This is a genomic window from Streptomyces koelreuteriae, from assembly GCF_018604545.1.
GTDB lineage: Bacteria > Actinomycetota > Actinomycetes > Streptomycetales > Streptomycetaceae > Streptomyces > Streptomyces koelreuteriae.
In genome coordinates this window covers 8,106,415-8,121,332 of sequence record NZ_CP075896.1, presented here as the reverse complement: position 1 = coordinate 8,121,332, position 14,918 = coordinate 8,106,415, and the positions used below count along the sequence as shown (strand labels likewise).

Sequence of the window (14,918 nt, the reverse complement as noted above, 5' to 3'; positions counted from 1 at the left end):
CTGTGGGGGGAGCTGCGGGCGTACGTCAGGGGGGTGGGGTCAGGGGGCCGGTTCCCGGGGAGCGGGTGCGGCGATGGCGGCGAGTTCGGTGCCGGGGGCGACGGTCAGTCCGTGCATCCCGTAGAAGACGCGTCCGGAGGCGGGGGTGTGGATCTTGTGCTCCCGGCCGTCGGCGGGGTCGATGACACGGCCGATGACCTGGCCCTCGGTCACGTCGTCGCCGAGGGAGAACTCGGGGTACCAGAGGCCGGTGGCGTCGGAGGTGACGCCCGCGACCCAGACCCACTCGCGGACGGCGGTGCTGTTCCGGGTCTCCGACTCCAGGACACCGAGCCGGGCCAGCACTCCGTACAGGCCGTCGACCAAGCGGCGGGCGATGGCCGGGTCCCGCTCGCCGAGGTCGCCCGTCTCGACGAGGATCGCCGGGATGCCCTGGCGGGCGGCGGCAGCGTGGCTGTTGCCGCCCTCGGCGTTCAGACCGAGGATGACGTCCTCGATGCCGACCGAGTGGGCCATGTCGGCGGTCCTGGCGTCGAGTTCGGGGTTGCCGGTGAGGCGGTAGCCGACGAAGTCGCGCAGGACCTCGTCGATGCCGCCGGAGTGCAGGTCGATGTAGGCCTCGGCGCCGTCCAGCAGGTGTGTGAAGAGCCAGGCGGCGAGCCGCTCGGTGGGGCCGCCCTCGGGGTCGCCGGGGAAGACGCGGTTGATGTTGACGCCGTCGACCGGGGAGACACCGAGTCGGCCCTGGTAGACGGCAGGGGGGTTGGCGACCGGGCAGAGGACGATCTGGCCGCGCACCTCGCCGGGTTCCAGCAGGGCCGCGAGCCGGGTGGCGGCGTCGATGCCGGTGAACTCGCCGCCGTGCACGCCCGCCGTGATGACGACGCGGGGGCCGGGCCGGGCGCCGTTGACCAGGGTCAGCGGGATGTCGACGGTGAGGGTGCCGAGGTCGGCGGGGACGGTGCCGCGGGTCTTGGTGCCGGGCTCGGCGCTCAGGGTCCCGACGGTCAGCGTGCCCAGGGTCAGCTTCTCGGTCATGGTCGTCACGCCTCCGCGCGGTCCTGGGTGGAGAGGAAGTCGATGGGCTGCGCCGAGGTGCCGTCCAGCGCCAGGTCCGCCGCGATGTCGCCGAAGGCGGGCGAGAGCTTGAAGCCGTGGCCGGAAAAGCCGGCGAGCAGGACGACATCGCTGGTGCCCGGCAGGGGGCCGACGAGCGGGCGGCTGCTCTCGGTGTAGCCCTCCATGTAGACGGAGAGGCGGACCGGGTCGGGGTTCAGATCCGGCATGTAGCGGCCCATCAGCTCCGTGAAGATCTCCAGCTCTTCGGGCGCCACCGTGCGGTCGAGGCGGTTCGGGTCGCCGGCGGGGCGGTGCAGGGCGCGGGACAGGCCGAGCTTCACGGAGACGCCGTCCGGGGAGGGCAGTCCGTAGCAGTGGGTGGGGGCGGTGCGGATGAACGCCGGGCGCTCCTCGCCGAACCAGGCGTCGCTGGTGGGCACGTACCAGGCGCTGAGCAGGCGGCGGATGTCCACCTCCCACGGCAGGTCGGGCAGCAGGTCGTTCACCCACGGGCCGGGGCTGACCACGGCCGCGTCGAACCGCTCGCTCCCGGCGTCGGTGCGGATCTCCACGCCGCTGCCGGTGGGCACGATCTCGCGGACGGTGGTGTAGCGGTGGATGCGGGCGCCGAGTTCCTCGGCGCGGCGGGCGGCGGTCTGGATGGTCAGTTCGGGCCGGATGAAGCCCGCGCGCCGGTCGAGCACGGCGGCGTCGCCGTCCTCGATCCGGAACTGCGGGAAACGCTTGGCGAGCGCCTCGGTGTCGAGCACCTCGTGGTCGAGGCCGTGCTCGGCGATCGACTGCAGGACGGTGGCCATCTGGTGGTGGGCGGTGGGCCCCATCAGCAGGCATCCGGTCAACCGGCGCAGCTCGCGGCCGGTCTCCCGCTGGAGCGTCTCCCACAGGGTGTCGGCGTGCTGGAGCAGCGGCACATAGCGGGAGTCCTCGAAGTGGGCGCTGCGGAAGATCCGGGTCTCGCCGCCGGCGGCACTGCGGTCGTGGCCCGGGGCGAAACGGTCGTAGCCGACGACCTCGGCTCCGCGGGCGGCCAGGCGCCAGGCGGCCTGAGCGCCCATCGTTCCGACGCCGACGACGGCGACGCGCTTCTTGGCAGACACGAGGGGGTTCCTTTCGTCTCCCGGAGCGCGGATGCTGTACGCCCGGTATGCGGACTCTGGAATTCCGGAAGGGACGGCGTAGGCGATGGGCCGAGGGCCATGGCTCGCACTGTCCGGGGGGAGGGGGCTCAGGCTGTTCTCTTCGTCAGCCTGCTGTGCCACATTGTGGAACGGTGTGCTAGAATCTGGCACGAGAATGGCAGTGGCGAGGAGGGGAGTCAAGGGGTGTACGCAAGGGATTCCGCGAGTTAACGGGGGAAATCAGATGGAAATGAAGAGCGTGACCAGGTCGTTGCGGATCCTGGAAGCGGTCGCGCAGCACCAGCCGGTCACGGTGGGGGAACTGACCAAGCTGTTCGGGCTGCCCAAGTCGACCGTGCAGCGCACGCTGGTCACTCTGAACGAGGCCGGGTGGCTGCGGGCGAACCGCAAGGACACCACGCGCTGGGAGATCGGCGCGCGCGTGCTCGCCGTACGGCCGGCGGCGCTTCAGGGATCGAGTCTGTTCGCGGCCGCGCGGGAGCCCATGATCCGGCTGCGGGACGCGCTGAACGAGACGATCCACCTGTCGGTGCCGGACGCGCTGCAGTGCATGGTCGTCGTGGACCGGGTGGACTGCCACCACGCGGTGCGCACGTTCCACGCGATCGGCGACACCTCGCCGCTGCACGCCACCGCGACGGGACGCACGGTCCTGGCCCATCTGCCGTCCGCCGACGTCGAGGAGCTGGTGGAGCGCGGGCTGGAGAGCTACAGCGACGCCACACTCGTCGATCCGGGCGAGCTGCGCGCCGAGCTGAAGCGGGTGCGCACCGACGGCTACGCGCTCAACCGCAACCAGTACCGCCCGGACGTCTGCGCGATCGCCGCGCCCGTCCTCGACGAGGACGGCACACCGCTCGCCTCCGTGGCCGTCTCGCTGCCCGACTCGCGCTACGACGAGGCGCGGCTGCCCGAGTGGGGCCGTCTGGTCGCCGACACGGCGAAGGAGATCACCGACCGCCGCCTGGGCGCGTGACGGACCGGCACGCGTGACGGGCCCCCTGGTGACGACCGGCACCAGGGGGCGTGGCATGTCACGGGGTCAGGCGCTCGCGCGCCCGGACGTGTCGGAGGATGCGGCTGTCATCGGACGGGCACCGCGATGTACTGGTACTCCAGGAACTCGTCGATCCCGACCCGGCCGCCCTCACGGCCGAGCCCGGACTGCTTGACCCCGCCGAAGGGCGCGGCCGGATTGGAGACCAGGCCGGTGTTCAGGCCCACCATGCCCACCTCCAGGCCCTCGCTGACGCGCAGGCCGCGGTCGAGCCCCTCGGTGAAGACGTAGCCGACGAGACCCCAGGGCGTGTCGTTGGCCCGGCGCAGGACCTCGTCCTCGTCGTCGAAGGTGAGGATCGCGGCGACCGGGCCGAAGATCTCCGTGTCCATGAGGCGGCTCTCGGGGGAGACCTCCGCGAGCACGGTCGGCGGGTAGAAACAGCCGGGCCCTTCTGGCGTCTGGCCGCCGACCAGCACCTCGGCGCCGCGCTCCACCGCGTCGGCGACCAGCTCCTCGACCTTGGCGCGCCCGACGATGTCGATCAGCGGGCCGACGTCCACACCGTCCCGGGTACCGGGGCCGACCTCGAGCGCGCCCATCCGCTCGGCGAGCCGCCGTCCGAACTCCTCGGCGACCGACCGGTGGACGAAGAAACGGTTCGCGGCGGTGCAGGCCTCGCCCATGTTGCGCATCTTGGCGACCATCGCGCCGTCCACGGCCACGTCCAGGTCGGCGTCGTCGAAGACGATGAACGGCGCGTTGCCGCCCAGCTCCATCGACGTCCGTACGACGGCGTCGGCGCACTGCGCGAGCAGCAGCCGGCCGACGGCCGTGGAGCCGGTGAAGGACAGCTTGCGGATCCGGCCGCCGCGCAGCAGGGGTTCGCAGACCTCTCCGGCGCGGGAGGTGGTGACGACGTTCAGCACGCCGTCGGGCAGCCCGGCCTCCTTCAGGATCCCGGCCAGGGCGAGGCTGGACAGCGGGGTCTGCGGGGCCGGCTTGAGGATCATCGTGCAGCCCGCTGCGATCGCCGGGCCGATCTTGCGGGTGCCCATGGCCAGCGGGAAGTTCCACGGCGTGATCAACAGACAGGGGCCCACCGGGCGGCGGGAGAGGAACATGCGGTTGCGGCCGTCGGGCAGCGTGCCGCACCCCCCGTCGATCCGCACGGCCTCCTCGGAGAACCAGCGGAAGAACTCGGCGGCGTACGCCACCTCTCCCCTGGCCTCGGCGAGCGGCTTGCCCATCTCGGAGGTCATGAGGCGGGCGAGTTCGTCGGTGCGTTCGAGGATGATCTCGTGCGCGCGGCGCAGGATCTCGCTGCGCGCCCGGGGTGCCGTACGGGCCCACTCGGCCTGGGCCTGGACGGCCGCCTCCTCCGCGAGCCTGGCGTCCTTGGCACCGGCGTCGGCGACCTGGCTGAGGATCTCGCCGGTGGCGGGATCGTCGACGGGCATGGTGGCGCCGTCCGCGGCGTCCACCCAGGCACCGCCGATGAACAGCTGGTTCAGTACCTCGGTCATGATGTCTCTCCTGGTCGGTCGGCGCAGGGGTCGAGGAGCTCCGCGAGGTGCAGGGCGCGGATGCCCCGGTCACCGGCGAGGTGGTCGATCTGGGTGGCACAGCTGAAGCCGTCGGCGACGACGGGTCGTCCGTCGAGGGCGTCGAGGCGCGGTGTGAGAGCCAGGTCCGCGACGGCCATCGAGGTGTCGTAGTGCTCCGCCTCGAAACCGAAGTTCCCGGCGAGTCCGCAGCAGCCCTCGGCCTCGTCCACCGTACCGACGCCGAGGCGGCGCAGCAGGTCGGCGGGGCGGCGGCCCTTGAAGGTGGCGTACTCGTGACAGTGGGTCTGCAGGACGACGTCCTGCGGCAGCGGTGGCGGGGTCCAGCCCTGGTCGGCGAGGTCGGTGAGGGCCCCGGTGAAGGTGTGGACGCGGTCCGCGACGCGCTGTGCGGCCTCGGTGCCGAGCAGTTCGGGCACGTCGCGTTTGAGGGCTGCGGCGCAGCTCGGCTCGGCCACGATGATCGGCCGGTCGTCGCCGTCGTCGAGGGCGGCGACCGTACGGGCCATGATCCTGCGGGCCACGGACAGCTGGCCGGTGCTGACCCAGGTCAGTCCGCAGCACAGGCCCTCGCGCGGGGTGCAGGGAACACCGGCTTCGGCGAGGACCCGGCTCGCCGCCCCCGCGACCTGAGGGCGGAAGGCCCGGGTGAAGCTGTCGACGAAGAGCAGGGCCTTCGCCGGCCCCGGAGCCGCGCTCAGGGTCTTCGCCGCGCGCAGGGTCTTCCGCAGGGCGCGCCGGGAGGCGAAGGCGGGGATCCTGCGCTCGGTGGTCACGCCGCCGAGGCGGGCGAGGAGCCTGCCGAGCGGTCCGCGCAGCAGGGCGTTGACCGGTCGGGCCGCGTATCCGGCGAGTGCGGAGGTCCTGGGCAGCCAGCCGAGCGAGTAGTGGGAGCGGGGCCTCAAGCGGCCCTTGTAGTGCTGGTGCAGGAACTCCGCCTTGTACGTCGCCATGTCGACGCCCACCGGGCAGTCGCTGGAGCAGGCCTTGCAGGACAGGCACAGATCGAGGGCGTCCTTGACCTCGGTCGAGCGCCAGCCGTCCTGGACGGCCTCGCCGCGCACCATCTCCTGGAGCATGCGGGCCCGGCCGCGGGTGGAGTCGTTCTCCTCCCCCGTGGCCCGGTAGCTCGGGCACATCACGCCGCCGGAGTCGCTGCGGCAGCGGCCGATGCCGACACAGCGGCGCACCGCGCCCGTGAAACCGTCGGTGTCGTGCGGGAAGGTGAACGACGTGTCCACGAGCGGGAGTTCACGCAGGGCGAGGTCGGCGTCCAGGGGTGCCGGCTCGACGATGACCCCGGGGTTGAGCAGTCCGTCCGGGTCGAAGATCCGCTTGAAGGCGGCGAAGGCGCTGATCATGCGGTGGCTGTACATGACCTCCAGCAGTTCGCTGCGGGCCCGGCCGTCGCCGTGCTCGCCCGAGAGGGTGCCGCCGTGCGAGACGACGAGCGTGGCCGCCTCGGAGAGGAACCGCCGCATGACGGCCCGGCCGGTGTCCGTGGCCTGGTCGAAGTCGATCCGCACGTGGACGCAGCCCGCGCCGAAGTGCCCGTACAGCACACCGGTCAGCGCGTGCGCGGCCAGCAGCTCGCGGAAGTCGCGCAGATAGGCGGCGAGGTTCTCGGGGGCGACGGCCGCGTCCTCCCAGCCGGGCCAGGACTCCCCGCCGTCCACCAGCCGGGCGGCCAGCCCCGCCCCGTCCTCCCGGACCCGCCACAGCGAGCGCCGCTCGGCCGGGCTCTCGACGACCCGTCCGCCGGTCAGCCGGCCCTGTGCCTTCAGCACGTCGAGCAGTTCGGCGGCACGGCCGTCGACCGCGGCCTGGTCCTCGCCCTCGAGTTCGACGTAGAGCCAGGCGCGGCCCTCGGGCAGGCCGGTGACGGAGTCCGGGCCGCGGCGGACGCGCATGGTGGCGACGATCGCCTCGTCCATGCCCTCCACGGCGCTCGGCGAGAAGCGCAGGATCTCCGGCACGTCCTCGGCCGCGTCGACGACGTCGTCGTAGCCGAGGGTCAGCAGCGCCGAGGCCTGTGCGGTCGCCACCAGGCGGACCGTCGCGGCGGTGACGACCGCACAGGTGCCTTCGGTGCCCACGAGCGCGCGGGCCATGTCGAAGCCGTTCTCCGGCAGCAGGCGGTGCAGCTGGTAGCCGGAGACCTGGCGCGGGATCCGGCCCAGTTCGGTGCGGATCGGCGCCAGGTTGTCCTCGATCAGCTTCCGGAGGTCGGATTCGAGCCGGGCGACGACTCCGGCGTCGCGGGGCTCGGCCGGGTGCAGGCCGGTGCGGTCGGCGACGGCCCGCACGCCGTCGGCCGTGACGATCTCCAGGGCCTCGACATGGCCGCTGGTCCGCCCGTCGCGCACCGACCGGTTGCCGCACGCGTCGTTGCCGATCATGCCGCCGAGGGTGCAGCGGCTGTGCGAGGACGGGTCGGGGCCGAAGTCGAGCCCGTGCGGGGCGGTCGCGGCGCGCAGCGCGTCGAGGACGACACCGGCCTCGACGCGTGCGGTGCGGGTCTCGGGGTCGATGTCCAGGATCCGGTTCATGTACCGGGAGAAGTCCAGGACGACCCCGAGTCCGACGGCGTTGCCCGCCATGCTGGTGCCGCCGCCCCGGGCCGTGACCGGGACGCCGGTCTCCCGGCAGGCCCGCAGCACCGCGACCACGTCGTCGGCGGTGCGCGGGAAGGCCACGGCCCAGGGCAGCACCCGGTAGTTGGAGGCGTCGTAGGCGTAGGGGCCCGTCGCCCCCGGGCCGGTCTCCACCCGCAGACCGGGCGCGGTCTCGGCGATCCGGGCCGTCAGACCGGCCAGGTCGCGGGTGGCGGTGGTCATCGGTCCCCGGCTCCCGACGTGCCGGCCTCGACCGCCTTCGCCCAGGCCCGCAGGCCCTCGTCCACGCCCGCCTCGTCGATGACGAGCGCCGGGATCATCCGGACCACCTGGTTCCAGGCGCCGCACAGCAGCAGGAGCAGACCCTCGTCGACGGCGGCGCGCTGCACGCGGGCGGCGGTCTCGGGGTCGGGGCTGCCGTCCTCGGTGACGAACTCGCTGGCGAGCATGAGGCCGAGGCCGCGGACGTCGCCGATGCCCGGGGTGCGGTCGGCCACCGCCTCCAGGCCCTGGCGCAGCCGCTGGCCCATCGTCTCGGCGTTCTCGACGAGCTTCTCGTCGCGTACGACGTCGAGGGTGGCGCAGGCCGCGGCGCAGGCGACGGCGTTGGCGCCGTAGGTGCCGCCCTGCGAGCCGGGCCAGGCCTTGGTCATCAGTTCCTCGGAGGCGGCGATGCCGGAGATGGGGAAGCCGCTGGCGATTCCCTTGGCGGTGACGAGGATGTCGGGGGTGACGCCGAAGTGGTCGTGGCCCCAGAAGCGGCCGGTGCGGCCGACGCCGGTCTGCACCTCGTCGAGGATCAGCAGGAAGCCGTGCCGGTCCGCCCGCTCCCGCAGCCCTTCGAGGAAGGCGCGGTTCGCGGGCACGTACCCGCCCTCGCCGAGCACCGGCTCGACGATGATCGCGGCCGTGTCGGCGGGCGAGGAGATCGTCTGGAGGGTGTAGTCGAGTTCCTTCAGGGCGAAGCGGGTGGCGGCTTCTTCGTCCCAGCCGTACCGGTAGGCCGTCGGGAACGGTATGACGACCACACCGCTCATCAGCGGGGAGAAGCCGGACCGGAAGCGGATCCCGGAGGTCGTCATGGAGGCGGCGGCGACCGTACGGCCGTGGAAGCCGCCGTGACAGACCAGGACGTTGGGCCGGCCGGTGGCCTGGCGGGCCAGCCGCAGCGCCGACTCGACGGCCTCGCTGCCGGAGTTGGTGAAGAACAGGCTGTCCAGGCCGGCCGGCAGCACCTCGCCGAGCTTCTCCACGAGGCGGCGCAGCGGCTGGTGCATGACGGTCGTGTACTGGCCGTGGATGAGCGTGCCCACCTGCTCCTGTGCCGCCGCCACGACCTTGGGGTGGCAGTGCCCGGTGCTGGTGACGCCGATGCCGGCGGTGAAGTCGAGGTAGCGGCGGCCGTCCTCACCGTAGAGATGGACGCCCTCGCCCCGGGCGGCCACCACGGGCGTGGCCTGGCGAAGGTGCGGCGACAGTGCGGTCATGTTCGTCTCCCGGCCGTACGTCGAGGTCTGCTTGCGGTGATCCGCGGTACTGGTCCGACAACCCCGAGCATCCGGGCCGTCGCGGGGCGCGACAACGCGTGATCTGTCCAGCCGGAACGCGTTGTTCGGACGTTGTGTCAACCACCGGACCCCCCTGACACCCCCTGTCCCTCCCATGGACAGCTCTTGCGCAGGTCAGTGCGGCTTGTCAGAGTGACCAGGCATGCAGGGAGCCATCGTGAACCCACACCCGCCGAGCGTCGCCGACATCCTGGCCCTGCCCGTCCTGGCCGCCGGGCAGCCCCAGGTCGTCACCGGGCCGGCCGGGCTGGACCGGCCGGTGCGCTGGGTGCACATCACCGAGCTGACGGACCCGGCGTCCTTCCTCAAGGGCGGCGAGCTGGTCCTGACCACGGGCATGCCCCTGCCCGACGACACGGCGGGGGTGCGCCGGTACGTCGACGAACTCACGGATGTGGGCGCGGCCGCCCTGGTCATCGAGCTGGTACGGCGCTACCACCGGCCGCCCGACGCCCTGGTCCAGGCGTGCCGGGCGCGGGGGCTGCCGCTGGTCACCCTCGCGCGGGACGTCAACTTCCTGGAGGTCACGCAGGTCGTCCACGCCCTCATTCTCGGCAGCCAGGCCGACGCGATGCGCCGAACGCAGCGGATCCACGAGGCGTTCACCGGGCTGACGCTGCGCGGCGCGGGCCCTGAGGACGTGGTGCGCGCGGCGGCGGAGATGAGCGGCCGCACGGTCGTCCTGGAGAATCTGGTGCACCAGGCGCTGATCTGCGAACCGTCGGGGAGCACGGTGGAGGAGGCGCTCGGCGACTGGGAACAGCGCTCCCGGGCCACCGAACCCGGCGACCACACCGGGGCGAGCGGCCCGGAGGGCTGGCTGACGGCGCCCGTCTCCTACCAGGGCGAACAGTGGGGCCGCCTGGCCATGCTCCGGGGGGCCGCCGACGGCGGCCCGGCGTTCGGGCCGGAGCATGTCACCGTCCTGGAGCGGACGGCGATGGCCCTGACCGTCGCCCGGCTGATCCACTCCACGCCCTGGGAGCACACGGCCCATCGCTCCGCCCTGCGGGAGCTGGCGGAGCAGCGCCACCACTCCCCCGAGGATGCCCGCGCCCGCTGTGCCGCGCTGGGCCTGCCCACGGAGGGCGTCGGCTATCTGGCGATCCTCCTCGACCTGGGCCCGGGTGCCGAGGGAGGCGAGCTGGAGACCCGGCTGCACGGCGAACTCCGGTCGGCGGGGATCCCGGCCCTCGTCGGCGAACTCGCCCCCGGGCGCCTCGGCATCCTGCCCGCCCTGCGCCCCGACCGGCCCTGGCGCCCCGTGGCGGAACGGCTGTCCGGCACCGCGCTGGGTCTGGTCCCCGGGGCGATCGTCGGCGTCGGCTCGGAGGTGACCGACCTCGCCGACACGGCACGCTCCTTCCGGGAGGCGGCCAGGGTCATAGAGGCCACCCCGCCCGGCCAGCCCCTCCCCCCGGACCGCTCCTTCCACGAACTGCCGGACATCGACCTGCGCCGTCTGCTGTACGCCCTGCGCGAGGACACGCGCGTCCAGGACTACACCGAGCGCCGCCTCGGCCGGCTCATCGACCACGACACCAAGCACGGCACCGACCTGCTCACGACACTGGGCCACTACCTCGACGCCGCCGGCAACAAGACGACAGCGGCCCGTCGCGGCGGCTTGTCCCGGGAGACCATGTACCAGCGCCTGCGCACCATCGAGCGACTCCTCGAGTCCGACCTGGAATCCGGGGAGCGGCGCACCGAACTCCATGTGGCACTCACGGCGTTGCGCGTGCTGCGCGCCGGGTGAAGGATGCCTCAGTGCCGAGGCGTCGGCACCATCTCTTGAGGGGGTTCGATGAAGGTCGAGCACGATGGAAGGGGCGGCACTTGAGTACCCGTCGGCGGATCGTCGTCGTCTGGGCGGGGGCGTGCCTGGCCGGGCTCGCCGCCACCTCCACGCTCAACTCCGGTTCCTATACGGACGATTCAAACACTCCGGCCCAAGAAGCCACACCGACCGGCACGTACGACTGCCAGGAGATCTACGACTCCATCGAGCAGGCCCGGGCCGAGGCCAGGCGCGAGCAGCAGGACATGATCGACGCCTCGCCGGACGTCGCGTACCAGTCGGTCATCGTGGGGGACGTGGCCGTGCCGGAGGAGTGTCTCGGCGAAGCGAAGTCCCCCTGAGAAACACCCACTTGCGAGAAGGCGACCGGCACCTCAGGTGTCGAAATCCACCGTCAGCGCGTCGGAGACCGGGAACGACTGGCAGGTGAGGACGTAGCCGGCGTCGACCTCGGCCGGTTCGAGGGCGAAGTTGCGGCGCATGTCGGCCTTGCCGTCGGTGACCAGGGCGCGGCAGGTGCCGCAGACGCCGCCCTTGCAGGCGAACGGCAGGTCCGGGCGGGTCTGCTGGGCGCCTTCGAGGATGCTCCGTTCCCGGGGGAGGGCGGAGGTGGTGGAGCGGCCGTCGAGGGTGACGGTGACCTGGCTGACCGGGCCGGTCGGGCCGGTGTCAGCGTGGTGGACCTCGCGCACGGGCTCGTCGTCGGCGTAGAACAGCTCTTGGTGGACGCGGTCGGCGGGCACGCCGAGGCCGGTCAGGACCTGCTGGGCGGCTCGGACCATGCCGTGCGGGCCGCACAGCCACCAGTGGTCGGCGGAGTCCACGTCCACCAGCGCGTCGACGAGGGCCGACAGCCGGTCGGCGTCGAGGCGGCCGGAGAGCACCTCGGCCTCGCGGGGCTCGCGGGAGAGGACATGGGCGAGCTGGAAGCGCGTCGGGTGGAGGTCCTTCAGGTCGGCGAGCTCGTCGGCGAACATCACGGTGCCGGTGCGGCGGTTGCCGTAGAGGAGGGTGACCGTCGAGCGGGAGTCGGCGGCCAGGACGGACTCGGCGATGGAGACCATCGGCGTGATTCCGGAGCCGGCGGCGATCAGGACGTGGTGGCCGGGGGCGGTGAGGTCGGGTGTGAAGGCGCCGGTGGGGGCCATCACCTCGACGGTGTCGCCGGGGCGTACGTCGCGCACCAGCCAGGAGGAGAACAGGCCGCCCGGTACGACCCGGACGCCGATGCGCGGGGCGGTGCCGGCGGGTGAGCAGATCGAGTAGGAGCGGCGCTCGTCGCGGCCGTCGATGTCGCGTCGCAGGGTGAGCGACTGGCCGGGCTCGAAGGTGAACTCTTCGGCGAGTTCGGCCGGGATGTCGAAGCTGACGGCGGCCGCGTCCTCGCACAGCGGCCGCACGGCGGCGACCCGCAGGGGGTGGAAGACCGGACGTCGGCGGGCACGCGCGCGTGCCGCCGGGGCGGGGGCGGGCTCCATCAGGTCGTCCATCAGATCTCCTTGACGTACTCGAACGGCTCGCGGCAGGCGAGGCAGCGCCACAGGGACTTGCAGGACGTGGCGGCGAAGCGGGAGGTCTCCTCGGTGTCGTGGAAACCGCAGCGCGGGCAGGGCACCGAGCGGCGGGTCGGTGACAGCACGAGCGGTACTGGGCCGGGGTTACGCGCGGGCGCGGCCCCGGGCGGGGCGATGCCGTGCTCGGCGAGCTTGCGCCGGCCGTCCGGGGTGATCCAGTCGCTGGTCCAGGGCGGGTCGAGGACGGTGCGGATCTCCACACGCGCGTAGCCCGCGTCCCTCAGCCGGGCGGCGACCCCGGCGCGCATCTCCGCCATCGCCGGGCAGCCCGAGTAGGTCGGGGTGAGGCTCGCGACCACCGTCCCGTCCGGGGTCAGGGACACGTCGCGCAGCACTCCGAGGTCGGCCAGGGTGAGCATGGGCAGCTCGGGGTCGGGCACCTGCTCGGCGATGCGCCGGGCCCGCCGCTCGTCCAGGAGTGTCGTCACCATGTCGCCTCCGGGTGGGCGCGGGCGATGCCCTGCAACTCGGCCAGCAGCGGGGCGAGATGCTCGGTGTGCTCGCCGGTGCGGCCCGAGCCGGGCAGCGGCCGGTAGACGGGCATGGGCAGTCCGGCCGCCTCGGTGACCTGGCGCAGGACGGCGACGACCTCGTCCCGTACGTCGTACGCCGTGAACAGCTCGCCCAGATACGGTGCCACCTGTTCCAGCGCCGCGCGCGTCCGGCTGTGCGACTCCTCGGTGCCGTCGCCGAGGCGGACCACCCACTCGGCCGCGTACTGCCGGTGGTACGCCAGCTCCTTCACGCCCTTGGCGGCGATCGCCGCAAGCACCGGGTCCCGGTGGGCGGTGAGCCGCTCGAAGTACGCCAGGCGCCAGCTCGCGAACACCAGGAGCCGTACGGTCGAGAACGCGAAGTCGCCGTTGGGCAGTTCGGCCAGGCGTACGTTGTGGAAGTCGCCGGCGTCCCGGAAGTAGGCGTAGGCGTCCTCGCCGCGGCCGGTGCCGTCGACCTGGCCGGCGCGGGCGTAGAGCAGACGGGCCTGGCCGAGCAGATCGAGTCCGATGTTGGCCAGGGCCACCTCCTCCTCCAGCTCGGGGGCCCGGGTGGTCCACTCGGCGAGCCGCTGCGCCGAGACCAAGGCGTCGTCGGCCAGGGTGACGCAGAGGGCGGCCAGTTCACCGGCGTCGACACCGTCGGGCACGGTCGTGTCCACGCCGTGCAGCGGGTCCTCGAAGCCGGTGCCGTAGGCCCAGCGGGTGTCGTCCTCGTGTCCCTCGGCGAGGGTCATGTAGACGTGGTCGTCGCTCATGCCCTCTCCTTCAGATGTGCGGGACGTCGTCGGGGATGTCGTAGAAGGTCGGGTGCCGGTAGACCTTGTCGGCGCTGGGCTCGAAGAACGGGTCCTTCTCGTCGCGGGTGGAGGCGGTGATGTGCCCGGAGAGCACCACCCAGATGCTCACGCCCTCGTTGCGCCGCGTGTAGAGGTCGCGGGCGTGGGTGAGGGCCATGCGGTCGTCGGCGGCGTGCAGCGAGCCCACGTGGACGTGGTTCAGGCCGCGCTTGCCGCGCACGAACACCTCGTACAGCGGCCAGTCCTTCTTGTCGGCGGCGCTCATGCCACCGCTCCCTTCTGTGCGCGGGCCGCCTGTTTGGCGGCGTGGGCGGTGGCCGCCTCGCGCACCCAGGTGCCCTCCTCGTGGGCCGTGCGGCGCCGCTCCGTCCGCTGGTCGTTGCACGGGCCGTCGCCCTTGATGACCCGCATCAGCTCGTCCCAGTCGGGGGTGCCGAAGTCGTGGTGTTCCCGCTCTTCGTTCCAGCGGAGCTCCGGGTCCGGGAGCGTGACGCCGAGCTTGTCGGCCTGCGGGACGGTCATGTCGACGAAACGCTGCCGCAGTTCGTCGTTGCTGTGCCGCTTGATCTTCCAGGCCATCGACTGCGCGGAGTTGGGCGAGGCGTCGTCGGGCGGGCCGAACATCATCAGGGACGGCCACCACCAGCGGTCCACCGCGTCCTGCACCATCTCCCGCTGTGCCGCGGTGCCGCGCATCATCGTCATCAGCAGCTCGTAGCCCTGCCGCTGGTGGAACGACTCCTCCTTGCAGATCCGCACCATCGCGCGGGCGTACGGCCCGTACGAGGACCTGCACAGCGGCACCTGGTTGCAGATCGCGGCGCCGTCCACGAACCAGCCGATCACCCCGACGTCCGCGAAGCTCAGCGTGGGGTAGTTGAAGATCGACGAGTACTTCTGGCGGCCCTCGATGAGCCGCTCCGTGAGATCCGCGCGGTCCGCGCCGAGCGTCTCCGCCGCCGAGTACAGATACAGCCCGTGCCCGGCCTCGTCCTGGACCTTGGCGAACAGAATGGCCTTGCGGCGCAGCGACGGCGCGCGCGTGATCCACTCGCCCTCCGGCTGCATGCCGATGATCTCCGAGTGAGCATGCTGCGCGATCTGACGGATCAGTGTCTTCCGGTAGCCCTCCGGCATCCAGTCGCGCGGTTCGATCCGCTGGTCCCGCGCGATCGTCGCGTCGAAGTGCTGCTGGAGAACCGGCTCGGAGCCGTCCGTCCCCGCGGGGCTGGAGCGTGTCGTATCCATCCGTCCCACTTCCCAACCGACCATTCGTTCGGTCCAT

Annotated in this window: 13 protein-coding genes; 3 read left to right on the top strand and 10 right to left on the bottom strand. The window is 72.4% G+C overall.

Translation table 11 applies throughout. The annotated features are described in order from the left end of the window. Positions 1-39 precede the first annotated feature (39 nt). Both KJK29_RS36500 and solA read right to left on the bottom strand, forming a co-directional pair. The gene (locus tag KJK29_RS36500; RefSeq protein WP_251058163.1) at positions 40-1,038 is read right to left on the bottom strand and encodes a succinylglutamate desuccinylase/aspartoacylase family protein; all 999 of its coding nucleotides are present in this window, start codon (positions 1,036-1,038) and stop codon (positions 40-42) included. 5 nt (positions 1,039-1,043) lie between these two features. Beyond that, positions 1,044-2,177 carry an N-methyl-L-tryptophan oxidase gene (gene solA / locus KJK29_RS36495; protein ID WP_215123533.1) on the bottom strand — a complete coding sequence of 378 codons (1,134 nt, stop codon included), beginning with the start codon at positions 2,175-2,177 and terminating at the stop codon, positions 1,044-1,046. 271 nt (positions 2,178-2,448) lie between these two features. Between solA and KJK29_RS36490 the strand changes: the two genes are divergently transcribed. After that, the gene (locus KJK29_RS36490) at positions 2,449-3,195 is read left to right on the top strand and encodes an IclR family transcriptional regulator (RefSeq protein ID WP_215124582.1); all 747 of its coding nucleotides are present in this window, start codon (positions 2,449-2,451) and stop codon (positions 3,193-3,195) included. 107 nt (positions 3,196-3,302) lie between these two features. Here the strand turns inward: KJK29_RS36490 and KJK29_RS36485 are convergent, their stop codons facing one another. The 3 genes from KJK29_RS36485 to KJK29_RS36475 are packed head-to-tail and all read right to left on the bottom strand — an operon-like array spanning position 3,303 to position 8,883. Then, on the bottom strand, positions 3,303-4,742 hold the full coding sequence (locus tag KJK29_RS36485; protein ID WP_215123531.1) for an NAD-dependent succinate-semialdehyde dehydrogenase: 1,440 nt from the start codon (positions 4,740-4,742) through the stop codon (positions 3,303-3,305). Further along, entirely contained in the window at positions 4,739-7,618 is a 2,880-nt protein-coding gene (locus KJK29_RS36480; RefSeq protein ID WP_215123529.1) for an FAD-binding and (Fe-S)-binding domain-containing protein, read from the bottom strand. Before KJK29_RS36480 ends, KJK29_RS36485 begins: the two co-directional genes overlap by 4 nt. After that, positions 7,615-8,883, bottom strand: a complete 1,269-nt coding sequence (locus tag KJK29_RS36475; protein WP_215123527.1) for an aspartate aminotransferase family protein — start codon at positions 8,881-8,883, stop codon at positions 7,615-7,617. Before KJK29_RS36475 ends, KJK29_RS36480 begins: the two co-directional genes overlap by 4 nt. A 238-nt stretch (positions 8,884-9,121) precedes the next feature. On the opposite strand from KJK29_RS36475, the gene KJK29_RS36470 reads away from it, so the two are divergent. Both KJK29_RS36470 and KJK29_RS36465 read left to right on the top strand, forming a co-directional pair. Further along, positions 9,122-10,723, top strand: a complete 1,602-nt coding sequence (locus tag KJK29_RS36470; protein ID WP_251058030.1) for a PucR family transcriptional regulator — start codon at positions 9,122-9,124, stop codon at positions 10,721-10,723. An 80-nt stretch (positions 10,724-10,803) separates the two neighbouring features. Next, positions 10,804-11,106 (top strand): hypothetical protein, encoded by a 303-nt coding sequence (locus tag KJK29_RS36465; protein WP_215123524.1) that lies wholly within the window; start codon positions 10,804-10,806, stop codon positions 11,104-11,106. 33 nt (positions 11,107-11,139) lie between these two features. Here KJK29_RS36465 and paaE read toward each other — a convergent pair whose 3' ends face one another. Genes paaE through paaA form a run of 5 tightly spaced genes read right to left on the bottom strand, consistent with a single transcriptional unit; the run spans position 11,140 to position 14,881 of the window. Next, positions 11,140-12,255 carry a 1,2-phenylacetyl-CoA epoxidase subunit PaaE gene (gene paaE, locus KJK29_RS36460; protein WP_251058029.1) on the bottom strand — a complete coding sequence of 372 codons (1,116 nt, stop codon included), beginning with the start codon at positions 12,253-12,255 and terminating at the stop codon, positions 11,140-11,142. Continuing rightward, complete coding sequence (gene paaD, locus KJK29_RS36455; protein WP_215123522.1) at positions 12,255-12,770, bottom strand: 1,2-phenylacetyl-CoA epoxidase subunit PaaD; 516 nt, start codon at positions 12,768-12,770, stop codon at positions 12,255-12,257. Before paaD ends, paaE begins: the two co-directional genes overlap by 1 nt. Next, on the bottom strand, positions 12,764-13,591 hold the full coding sequence (paaC, locus tag KJK29_RS36450) for a 1,2-phenylacetyl-CoA epoxidase subunit PaaC (protein WP_215123520.1): 828 nt from the start codon (positions 13,589-13,591) through the stop codon (positions 12,764-12,766). Before paaC ends, paaD begins: the two co-directional genes overlap by 7 nt. Positions 13,592-13,601: 10 nt before the next feature. Further along, the gene (gene paaB / locus KJK29_RS36445; RefSeq protein WP_215123518.1) at positions 13,602-13,898 is read right to left on the bottom strand and encodes a 1,2-phenylacetyl-CoA epoxidase subunit PaaB; all 297 of its coding nucleotides are present in this window, start codon (positions 13,896-13,898) and stop codon (positions 13,602-13,604) included. Next, the gene (gene paaA / locus KJK29_RS36440; RefSeq protein ID WP_215123516.1) at positions 13,895-14,881 is read right to left on the bottom strand and encodes a 1,2-phenylacetyl-CoA epoxidase subunit PaaA; all 987 of its coding nucleotides are present in this window, start codon (positions 14,879-14,881) and stop codon (positions 13,895-13,897) included. The genes paaB and paaA overlap by 4 nt, the downstream gene beginning before the upstream one ends. Positions 14,882-14,918 lie beyond the last annotated feature (37 nt).

What these genes read in the sequence shown, in the direction of transcription:
- KJK29_RS36500 (WP_251058163.1), bottom strand. Translation starts at nt 1,038, where the DNA reads ATGACCGAGAAGCTGACCCTGGGCACGCTGACCGTCGGGACCCTGAGC.
- KJK29_RS36490 (WP_215124582.1), top strand. Translation starts at nt 2,449, where the DNA reads ATGAAGAGCGTGACCAGGTCGTTGCGGATCCTGGAAGCGGTCGCGCAG.
- KJK29_RS36485 (WP_215123531.1), bottom strand. Translation starts at nt 4,742, where the DNA reads ATGACCGAGGTACTGAACCAGCTGTTCATCGGCGGTGCCTGGGTGGAC.
- KJK29_RS36480 (WP_215123529.1), bottom strand. Translation starts at nt 7,618, where the DNA reads ATGACCACCGCCACCCGCGACCTGGCCGGTCTGACGGCCCGGATCGCC.
- KJK29_RS36475 (WP_215123527.1), bottom strand. Translation starts at nt 8,883, where the DNA reads ATGACCGCACTGTCGCCGCACCTTCGCCAGGCCACGCCCGTGGTGGCC.
- paaE (WP_251058029.1), bottom strand. Translation starts at nt 12,255, where the DNA reads ATGGACGACCTGATGGAGCCCGCCCCCGCCCCGGCGGCACGCGCGCGT.
- paaD (WP_215123522.1), bottom strand. Translation starts at nt 12,770, where the DNA reads ATGGTGACGACACTCCTGGACGAGCGGCGGGCCCGGCGCATCGCCGAG.
- paaC (WP_215123520.1), bottom strand. Translation starts at nt 13,591, where the DNA reads ATGAGCGACGACCACGTCTACATGACCCTCGCCGAGGGACACGAGGAC.
- paaB (WP_215123518.1), bottom strand. Translation starts at nt 13,898, where the DNA reads ATGAGCGCCGCCGACAAGAAGGACTGGCCGCTGTACGAGGTGTTCGTG.
- paaA (WP_215123516.1), bottom strand. Translation starts at nt 14,881, where the DNA reads ATGGATACGACACGCTCCAGCCCCGCGGGGACGGACGGCTCCGAGCCG.